This is a genomic window from Aurantimicrobium sp., from assembly GCF_036667855.1.
Lineage (GTDB): Bacteria > Actinomycetota > Actinomycetes > Actinomycetales > Microbacteriaceae > Aurantimicrobium.
In genome coordinates this window covers 38,183-39,678 of the sequence record NZ_JAVWTF010000012.1, presented here as the reverse complement: position 1 = coordinate 39,678, position 1,496 = coordinate 38,183, and the positions used below count along the sequence as shown (strand labels likewise).

The window sequence follows — 1,496 nt, the reverse complement described above, 5'->3', positions numbered from 1 at the left end:
CATTCCTGCCACGGACCAGAGGCGGCAAGTTCGCTCTTGATTTCATCGTCGGAAATGATGCGACCAGCAACGGTGTCAACCAACAACATCTTGCCGGGCTGCAGGCGGCCCTTCTGGACTACCTTTGCAGGGTCAACGTCATAGACGCCGATTTCTGAACCCACGACGATGAGGCCATCATCGGTGACAAGGTAACGACCAGGGCGCAGACCGTTGCGGTCCAGCGTTGCACCGACAAGAGAACCGTCAGTAAAGCAGATAGCAGCAGGGCCATCCCAGGGCTCCATCAAGGAGGAGTGGTACTCATAGAACGCACGACGTGTGGGATCCATGTCGGGCTGGTTTTCCCATGCCTCAGGAACCATCATCATGATGGCGTGAGGAAGTGGGCGGCCAGCAAGAGTAAGAAGTTCTACAACCTCATCGAAAGACGCACTGTCCGAAGCACCAGGTGTGCAAATAGGAAGCAGATCCTTCATGTCGCCCAGAAGCTCAGACTCTAACTGCGACTGACGGGCACGCATCCAGTTGCGGTTTCCCTGAACCGTGTTGATCTCACCGTTGTGGCAAATGAAACGGAAGGGGTGCGCCAGTGGCCACGAGGGGAAGGTGTTCGTGGAATAACGAGAGTGCACCAGAGCGAGAGTAGAAGCGAAACGCGCATCACTGAGATCAGGATAGAAAGGCTCCAGCTGCAGGGTGGTAACCATGCCCTTGTAGACAAGGGTGCGTGAAGATAAGGATGCGAAATAGATTTCACATTCACGCTCTACACGCTTACGCAAGCGGTAAATCAAGCGGTCCAGTTCAATGCCGGAAAGCTCGCCTGAGGAAGATGTGACGAAAGCTTGTTCAATCGCAGGCATAGCCTCACGAGCGAGCTTTCCGAGGTTGTCGGGTGCAGTCGGCACAACACGCCAACCCAACACCTTGAGGCCTTCGCTGTGTGCAATTTCAGCAAAGCGAGCCTTAATAGCAGCTCGTTCGGAGTCCTTCAGAGGAAGAAACGCATTACCCACTGCATAACTACCTGCAGCAGGAAGGTCAAAGTCAACGACTTCACGCAAGAACGCATCTGGGATCTGGGTCAAAATACCGGCCCCATCACCAGTACCTGCGTCAGAACCAACAGCACCACGGTGCTCGAGGTTACGAAGAGAGCTCAGCGCGACATCAATGATGTCGTGTCCTGGAATACCACGCAGAGTTGCGACCATGGCCAGGCCACAGGCGTCTTTCTCTAGGGCGGGGTCATAGAGACCTTGGGCAGCGGGTGCCAAGGAAAAGCGTTGATGGGGAGTCGCTAGCGACATGGAACCCTCCTCTCGAAACCGTTAATCGGGAGGGACGACGTTGGCCCTAAAGTCATCTGGAAAAGTGAAACGCGAGAGCTTGTCGCTCGTGTGAACTTCTGGGCCGCTTGTGGCGGGGTGAAGTGCCAAAGTTAGTTCTATAACGGGGGCATCTTTGCCCGGATCCGAGTGAAAAAACTTACT

1 pseudogene is annotated in these 1,496 nt (G+C 54.8%); it reads right to left on the bottom strand.

The features are described 5' to 3' along the window. Nucleotides 1-1,313 (bottom strand): annotated as a pseudogene (locus tag RR877_RS04325) (glutamate synthase subunit alpha); the annotation flags it as partial. Nucleotides 1,314-1,496 lie beyond the last annotated feature (183 nt).